Source organism: Drancourtella massiliensis (assembly GCF_016900655.1).
GTDB classification, from domain to species: Bacteria; Bacillota; Clostridia; order Lachnospirales; family Lachnospiraceae; genus Sellimonas; species Sellimonas catena.
Genome location: NZ_JACJKH010000128.1, coordinates 1 through 272, shown reverse-complemented (window position 1 = coordinate 272; position 272 = coordinate 1). Strand labels below are relative to the sequence as shown.

Here is a 272-nt window from a genome sequence, read left to right as displayed (position 1 = left end):
ATATCTCCAAAGTGTCCTTCTGTCTGGATCGACCGGATCTGCCGTTTCAGGATCCCTTCTTCACTCTGGATATTCGCATTGGATTCTTCCTTTAGTTCTTCCCATCGTTCATTAATCTTCATCACTTTATTCCGATCGGGATTCTTTTCCGCATTGTATCTGTAAAGACATTTGGATTTATGCTCACAGCCGCTACAGTCCGCACAGCCATAGACCTCCACCGTCTGGGTATAGCCGTCCTGCTCTTTGCTTTCCGTCCGGATATGATGCAG

The 272-nt window shown here is 46.7% G+C and carries 1 protein-coding gene; it reads right to left on the bottom strand.

Translation table 11 applies throughout. The annotated features are described in order from the left end of the window. The coding region (locus H6A32_RS16045) for a transposase (RefSeq protein WP_204864838.1) at positions 1-272 on the bottom strand (272 nt) is incomplete at both ends.